General features: G+C 64.5%; 6 protein-coding genes. 5 read left to right on the forward strand and 1 reads right to left on the reverse strand.

The genetic code is table 11. The features are described from left to right. The first annotated feature begins 171 nt into the window (after nt 1–171). The 5 genes from ACVOLQ_RS21995 (at nt 172) to ACVOLQ_RS22015 (ending at nt 5,316) form a co-directional block, all read left to right on the forward strand. The gene (locus ACVOLQ_RS21995) at nt 172–780 is read left to right on the forward strand and encodes a hypothetical protein (RefSeq protein WP_481529302.1); all 609 of its coding nucleotides are present in this window, start codon (nt 172–174) and stop codon (nt 778–780) included. A 71-nt stretch (nt 781–851) separates the two neighbouring features. After that, on the forward strand, nt 852–1,730 hold the full coding sequence (locus tag ACVOLQ_RS22000; protein WP_481529303.1) for an HlyC/CorC family transporter: 879 nt from the start codon (nt 852–854) through the stop codon (nt 1,728–1,730). A gap of 62 nt (nt 1,731–1,792) precedes the next feature. Further along, nucleotides 1,793–2,965: a lipoprotein N-acyltransferase Lnb domain-containing protein gene (locus ACVOLQ_RS22005; RefSeq protein WP_481529307.1), complete on the forward strand. Its 1,173-nt coding sequence runs from the start codon at nt 1,793–1,795 to the stop codon at nt 2,963–2,965. Between the two features lie 14 nt (nt 2,966–2,979). After that, nucleotides 2,980–3,993 (forward strand): magnesium and cobalt transport protein CorA, encoded by a 1,014-nt coding sequence (locus ACVOLQ_RS22010; protein ID WP_481529304.1) that lies wholly within the window; start codon nt 2,980–2,982, stop codon nt 3,991–3,993. A 30-nt stretch (nt 3,994–4,023) separates the two neighbouring features. Next, on the forward strand, nt 4,024–5,316 hold the full coding sequence (locus ACVOLQ_RS22015; RefSeq protein WP_481529305.1) for a M24 family metallopeptidase: 1,293 nt from the start codon (nt 4,024–4,026) through the stop codon (nt 5,314–5,316). Nucleotides 5,317–5,627: 311 nt separating this feature from the next. Here ACVOLQ_RS22015 and ACVOLQ_RS22020 read toward each other — a convergent pair whose 3' ends face one another. Then, nucleotides 5,628–6,995: an NAD-dependent succinate-semialdehyde dehydrogenase gene (locus ACVOLQ_RS22020; RefSeq protein WP_481529306.1), complete on the reverse strand. Its 1,368-nt coding sequence runs from the start codon at nt 6,993–6,995 to the stop codon at nt 5,628–5,630. Nucleotides 6,996–7,208 lie beyond the last annotated feature (213 nt).

Genomic DNA, 7,208 nt, shown 5'->3' on the forward strand with positions numbered 1-7,208 from the left:
CGAGGGCCGCGCGCCCCCCCCCCACCCCCCCCCCGTTCCTGCCCACCTGCGTGGCTCTCCCCACCGACCCCACCGCCCCCCGCCTTCCCGCGCGGCCCACTACCCACGCGTGCTCCTGCAACACAGCGCCGCACCACGATGCGGCTATCATCGGCCCCTGCACTTCACCGAATGAATGCCGTGCGCTCACGCTACCTGCTACCGCTACTCCTCCTCGCTGCCGGCTCGGCCCATGCCCAGCCCGCCATCGACCTGCCCGCGCTGATCGAGTGCCGGCAGAGCGTCAGTGAGTTCGCGGCATTGGCCCCCATCGCCAATGATCCGCTGAAGGCCGTTGCATTGGGTTGGCGGCCCTTGCCGCAGGGCAACCTGTTCATGGCCGAGTACATGCTGAACGCTCCGATCACGGTGTTCGGCCACAGCGCCGACCATATCGCCATGGCCGGCGGCACCATCATCGCCATCCTCGACATGCCGGACCCGCACCCGCTGGCCAAACAACTGGAGCTGGAAACCGGCTACGACGCCCCGGACAAGTTCATGGCCGGCCGCGAGCTGGTCAGCCGCGACGTCAACGACGCCAAGACCGGCGAGGCGCTGATCGAGTCGGTGATCCTGGGCGTGTCCACGGTCAAATCCCACCCCGGCAAAACCCTGGCGGGCTGCACCTACAGCCTGGACCTGCCTGCCGAGGAAGATACCCCGACCGCCCCCGACACCCCCGTCGAAGCCCCGTCCATGCCCCCCAGCGTGCAGACCCCTACCCCATCGTCTGCTTGAACAGGGCGCGGCAAACATCCTGCTAGACTTGTCGGCACCGCCCGGCCTGCCGGGTGCAGTCAAACCAAGAGATGTCTGAAGACGACAGTAGTACCTCGCCCGAGAACGGCGAGAAGAAACGCAGCTGGTTGGAGCGCCTGGGTTCGGCGTTCTCCAGCGAACCCCATACCCGCGACGAACTGGTCGCCACCCTGCAGACGGCACAGCAGGACGGCCTGATCGCCGCCGACACCCTGCGGATGATGGAAGGCGCCATTTCGGTGGCCGAGCTGACCGTCGGCGACGTGATGATCCCGCGCTCGCACATGGTGTCCCTGCCCGTCGAATGCCCCTTCATCGAACTGATGAAGCAGGTGGTCGACTCCGGCCATTCGCGCTTCCCGGTACACGGCGAGAACAAGGACGACATCCTTGGCATCCTGCTGGCCAAGGACCTGCTGCGCGGCGTGGTCGCCGACAACAGCCATGCCAGCGTACGCGAACTGCTGCGCCCGGCGGTGCTGATCCCCGAGGCCAAGAAGCTCAACGTGCTGCTCAAGGAGTTCCGGCTCTCGCGCAACCACATGGCCATCGTGGTCGATGAGTACGGCGGTGTCGCCGGCCTGGTCACCATCGAGGACGTGCTGGAGCAGATTGTCGGCCAGATCGACGACGAGCACGACGAGACCGAAGATCACACCTCGCAGATCGCCATCCTCGCCGATGGCCGCTACGTGGTGGACGCGCTGACCACCATTGGTGACTTCAACGAGCGCTTTGGTGCCGACTTCTCCGACGACGACTACGACACCATCGGCGGCCTGGTCACCGAGGCCGTTGGCCATCTGCCGGAAATTGGCGATGAGCTGACCCTGGAGCGTTTCGTGTTCCGGGTGGCCAAGGCCGATGCACGCCGCGTGCAGGCCTTCCACGTCACCATCCTGCCGCCCGAAGACCAGGAAGAAGCTTGATCACCCTGCGCCTGCCGCGGCTGCTGTCCGCGTTTGCGTCGTTGTTCCTGCTGTTGGCCGCCATGGCCAGCAGCGCACAACCTGTCGCCAACCAATCCAGCGAAACCAGCACCCAGCCGGCACCACGCATCGGCGTGGTGACCATGCTGCCGGGCGAAGTGTTCTTCGAGCGCTTCGGCCATGACGCCCTGGTGGTGCTGGACCCGGCAAGCGGGCAGGCAACGTCATACAACTTTGGCTTCTTCGACCCGTCCGAGCCGGATTTCATCGGTAACTTCGTGCGCGGCAAGATGATGTATTACCTGGTCGCATTGCCGCTGGAACAGGACCTGGCGCAGTACGAGAGTGTTGGCCGCGGGGCAAACATCCAGTGGCTGGACCTGCCACCGGCGCAGGCACGAGCGCTGGCTGATGCACTGGCCGAACGCGCCAAGCCCGAGAACGCGCGCTACCGCTACGACTACTTCACCGCCAACTGCGCCACCATGGTGCGCGACAGTCTGGACCAGGCCATGGGCGGGGCCCTGCAATCGCAGCTGGCCGGTCGCTCGCGTGGCAACAGCTATCGCAGCGAATCGGTGCGACTGGCCTCGCCTTCGCCGTGGATGTGGCTGGGCTTTGACCTTGGCCTGGGCCCAAACGCTGACCAGCCGCTGTCACGCTGGCAGGAAGGCTTCGTGCCCATGCGCCTGGCCGACAGCCTGCGCGAAGTACGCAACAGTGAAGGCCGGCCGCTGGTACAGGCCGAACAGGAACTGCTGCCGCAGCGTCTGGCGCCCGAGCCTAAGGAAAAGCAGCGCTCCTGGTGGCCGTGGCTGCTGATCGGGCTGGCAGTTGCTGCTGCGCTGTACGCCGCACGCCGCAAGCCACGCCTGATCGGCGGATTCGCACTGCCGTTCTGGCTGTTCTGTGGCGTTGCCGGTGGCCTGCTGACCTTCCTGTGGGGCTTCAGTGAACACCAGGCCGCCTGGGCCAACCGTAACCTGCTGCTGCTCAGTCCGCTGGCCCTGTTGTTGATCCCCGGCGCTTGGAGCCTGCTGCGCGGGCGCCTACCACGCGCCTGGTTCCGGGTCGTCCTGTGGCTGATGACCGGCATTGCGCTGCTGGCGCTGCCGCTGCATTGGCTATCGCTGCAGGCGCAGTTCAACATGCAGTGGATCGTGCTGTTGCTGCCCATCCACATCACGCTGGCGCTGATCCTGGGGCGCCGCAGCTTGGCGTTAACGGCCAGCTGAGGCACGATGCCGGGATGACTACCGGCATCACTCCAGCTCCCGTTCAGGCCAACCCGGCCTGCGTGATCAATTGCACCTGGTACGGTGCCGACGGCACACAGCGCCCGCTGGACCTGGACAGCATCAGCGACGTACTCGCCGGTGATGCCAAGGGTTTCGTCTGGGTTGGCCTGTACGAACCCAGCGACGCCATTCTGGACAAGGTGCAGGAAGAGTTCGACCTGCACCCACTGGCGATCGAAGACACCCGCAAGGCGCACCAGCGGCCCAAAATCGAGACCTACGGCAATTCCCTGTTCGTGGTGGTGCACACCGCGCAGGTGGTGGATGAGCGCATCCGCTACGGCGAAACCCATGCCTTCCTCGGCCCGCGCTTCCTGGTGACGGTGCGTCACGGCGCGTCGCTGTCGTATGCCCCCGTGCGCGCACGACTGGAGCAGGAGCCCGAGCTGCTGGCGATGGGCCCCTCGTTTTGCCTGTACTCGGTGCTGGATGCCGTGGTCGATCACTACCTGCCGATCACCGACAGTTTCCGCGACACCCTGGACCTGCTCGAGAAGGACATATTCGCCGACAGCTACAAGCGGCGCACGGTGATCCGCCTGTACGAACTCAAGCGCGAGCTCAACAAGATGCGCTTGGCGGTTGCGCCACTGCAGGATGCCCTGGCCCAACTGCAGCGCAACCAGGCGCAACTGATCAACGAGGAAGTGCGGCTGTACCTGCGCGACGTGCAGGATCACGCCGCACGCGTCAACGACGCCATTGACACCTTGCGCGAAATGCTGGGCACCGCCCTGAGCGTGAACCTGTCATTGGTAACCCTGGCACAGGGCGAGACGGTCAAGCAGCTCGGTGCCTGGGCAGCACTGTTGGCTGCGCCAACCCTGGTCACCAGCTGGTACGGCATGAACTTCGCGCATATGCCGGAACTGGCCGGGCGCTTCGCCTATCCGCTCTTGATGATCGGCGTCGGCGTGATCTGCGTGGTGTTGTACCGCCTGTTCAAACGTTCCGGCTGGCTTTGACCAGCCACTTCGTCTTTCGAGAGAGCAACCATGCAGCATGATCACACCAACCCCGCACGCCGCAACTTCCTGCGCAATACGCTGATCGCCGGTGCCGCCGCGCTGCCGCTGTCACAGATCGCTTCCGCGCAAACCGCCAGCAGCAACGACACAGGCCTGCCGGAATCAATGCGCACCCTGATATCGGTCGCCGCGCAGGTTGTACCGATTGGCAATGACGAGCGCATCGCGCGCGTTGCCAAGGCACAACGACTGATGGCCGAGCATCACATCGACGCGGTCTTCATCGGCGCGGGCAGCTCACTGACTTATTTCACCGGCATGCATTGGTGGGACAGCGAGCGCCTCACCGGCGTGATCATTCCGCGCAGGGGCGAGCCGGTCTACGTGACACCGGAGTTCGAACGCGTGCGCACGCTGGAGCAGATCAAGCTGGGCAACGATGTACGTGGCTGGCAGGAAGACGAAGACCCCTACGCCCTGGTCGCCAAGGTGCTGCGTGACATGGGCCATGCCACTGGCACCTTGGGCATGGAAGAAGCCGTGCCCTACTTCCGCGCCAAAGGCATTGCCGACGCCCTGCCGCAGGCCAAGGTGATACCCGCGTGGCCGGTGGTATCGGGCTGCCGCAGGGTCAAGAGCCCGGCCGAGCTCGCATTGATGAAGCTTGCCAATGAGGCCACGCTGGCAGTGTATGAAGCCGTGTGGAAAGCACTGAAGCCCGGCATGACCGAGCAGGACATCAGCGGCCTGCTGGCGATGGCCTATGCCCGCACCGGCTTGAGGGGCGATGCAAGCGTCAACGTCGGCAAGTACACCGCATCACCGCACGGCTCGGACAAACCGCAGCACCTGGTCGAAGGCACGCCGATCATCTTCGACGGCGGTTGCCGTGCCGGTGGCTATACCGGCGACATCACCCGCACCGTGGTGCTGGGCCAGCCCGATGACGAGATCCGCAAGGTATTCGACATCGTGTTGAAGGCGCAGACGGCGGCATTGAACACCGCACGCCCGGGCGTGGCGATGGGCGATGTGGATGCCGCTGCCCGCAAGGTGATCAGCGATTCCGGCTACGGCCCGGACTACCGCTATTTCAGCCACCGCCTCGGCCACGGCATCGGTCTGGACATGCACGAATGGGACTACCTGGTGCGCGGTAATACCCACTTGCTGGAACCCGGCATGACCTTCAGCGACGAACCCGGCATCTACATCCCGGACCGCTTCGGCGTACGCCTGGAAGACATCCTCTACGTCACCGAGGATGGTGCGGCACTGATGACCCCGCAGAGCAAGTCCATCGACCAACCGTTTGGTTGATGAGAGTGACTGTGCGCCTTGTGGGAGCGGCGTTAGCCGCGAAGCCACCACCAAATCAGAAGCTGCAAAACCTGACCCCTCCCCAACCCTCCCCTTGGCCTTCGGCCAAAGGGAGGGAGCTGCATCCGTAGTGCCGAGCCATGCTCGGCAAGGGCGTTATCAGCAGCCCATGTGGAGCGGCAAAAGCCGCGAAGCCAACGATGCTCGAAGCGCTTCAGGAGCCTGCAATCCGGCACACTGCAGTTGCAGGTTTTCTTGGGCGCGCATGGATTGCCAGCTTCGCGGCTTACGCCGCTCCTACAAGTTCGCCGTCAGGCGACGTACACCGTTTTTATGTTCATGAACTCATGAATACCCGGTCCCGCCAGCTCGCGTCCGAAGCCCGAGCGCTTGGTCCCGCCAAACGGAAGCCGCGCGTCGCTCTTCACCACTGAATTGACGAAGGCCGCGCCGCATTGCAGCTGTACCGCGACGTTCTCGCCACGCAGCACATCACGGGTCCAGACACTGCCACCCAGACCAAAACTGGTGTCATTGGCGACACGTACCGCCTCGGCTTCGTCCTTGACCCGGATGATCGCCGCCACCGGCCCGAACAACTCTTCTTCGTAGGCAGGCATGCCCGGCCCGACATTGTCGAGGATAGTTGCCTGATAGCCCGCATTGCTGCCAGCCACAGGTGTACCACCCAGCAACACCTTCGCGCCCTTGTCGACGCTGGCGCACACCTGTTTGTGCAGCTCGTCGCGCAGGTCAGCGCGCGCCATAGGCGCGAGCGTGCTTTCCTCGTCCTGCGGATCGCCGTACACGCGCGCCTGCGCGCCCTCGATGTAGCGCTGCACGAAAGCATCAGCAATGGAGTCAAGCAGGATGAAGCGCTTGGCAGCAATGCAGGTCTGCCCGGCGTTGTCGAAGCGCGAGCGCACCGCTGCAGCCGCCGCCAGATCCAGATCGGCGTCATCCAGCACCACGAAGGCATCACTTCCGCCCAGCTCCATCACGCACTTCTTCAGCTGGTCGCCCGCGTTCGCCGCAATCGACCGCCCTGCACGCTCGCTGCCGGTCAGGGTGACCGCCTTGATACGACGATCACGCAGCACCTCGGCGGCCTGATCGTTGTCGATGTGCAGTACGTCGAATACGCCCACTGGAATACCCGCGGCGGTGACAACCTCGCGCAGCAGATCGGCACAGCCGGGCACATTGCTGGCGTGCTTGAGCAGGGCGACATTGCCAGCCATCAAGCCCGGCGCGAGGAAGCGGATCACCTGCCAGATCGGGAAATTCCACGGCATCACCGCCATCACGCAGCCGATGGGCTGGTAGATCACGTAGCTGCGCTGGGCCTCGGTCGGGATCGGCTGCGGCTTGAGGTAATCGGCCGCGTGGTCGGCGTAATACTCGCAGGCCGCCGCGCTCTTCTCGATCTCAGCCAGGGCTTCGCGGCGCAGCTTGCCCATCTCGGAAGTCATCACGCGCTGGATTTCGTCGCGGCGCTCGCGCAGGCCGGCGGCGACCTTGCGCAGATGGTCGCCACGCTGCTCCAGTGACAAACCCGACCATTGTGGGAACGCCGACTCGGCTGCGGCCAGACGCTGCTCAATGCCAGCGGCAGTCAACAGCTCAACCGTGCGCACGACCTCGCCATTGAAGGGATTGATAGTCTGATACGACGCCATGGACTCACCTGCGTTCAACGAATGCAACGATGGTAGCGCCGCGAATGTTGCGGGCAGGTAAATCCCACGCAGGTCCCGTAGTGCCGAGCCATGCTCGGCAGGGGCTTTTAGCAGCCATCCATCAGCCGGCCGCATCATTGTGGGAGCGGCGTCAGCCGCGAAGCTGGCAGCGTTGAAATCACCAGCATGGCTGCGATCTGACCGCTCAACGGC

This window comes from Stenotrophomonas sp. STEN031 (assembly GCF_056759975.1).

Coding starts and splice junctions, on each gene's coding strand:
- ACVOLQ_RS21995 (WP_481529302.1), top strand. CDS start 172: ATGAATGCCGTGCGCTCACGCTACCTGCTACCGCTACTCCTCCTCGCT.
- ACVOLQ_RS22000 (WP_481529303.1), top strand. CDS start 852: ATGTCTGAAGACGACAGTAGTACCTCGCCCGAGAACGGCGAGAAGAAA.
- ACVOLQ_RS22005 (WP_481529307.1), top strand. CDS start 1,793: ATGGCCAGCAGCGCACAACCTGTCGCCAACCAATCCAGCGAAACCAGC.
- ACVOLQ_RS22010 (WP_481529304.1), top strand. CDS start 2,980: ATGACTACCGGCATCACTCCAGCTCCCGTTCAGGCCAACCCGGCCTGC.
- ACVOLQ_RS22015 (WP_481529305.1), top strand. CDS start 4,024: ATGCAGCATGATCACACCAACCCCGCACGCCGCAACTTCCTGCGCAAT.
- ACVOLQ_RS22020 (WP_481529306.1), bottom strand. CDS start 6,995: ATGGCGTCGTATCAGACTATCAATCCCTTCAATGGCGAGGTCGTGCGC.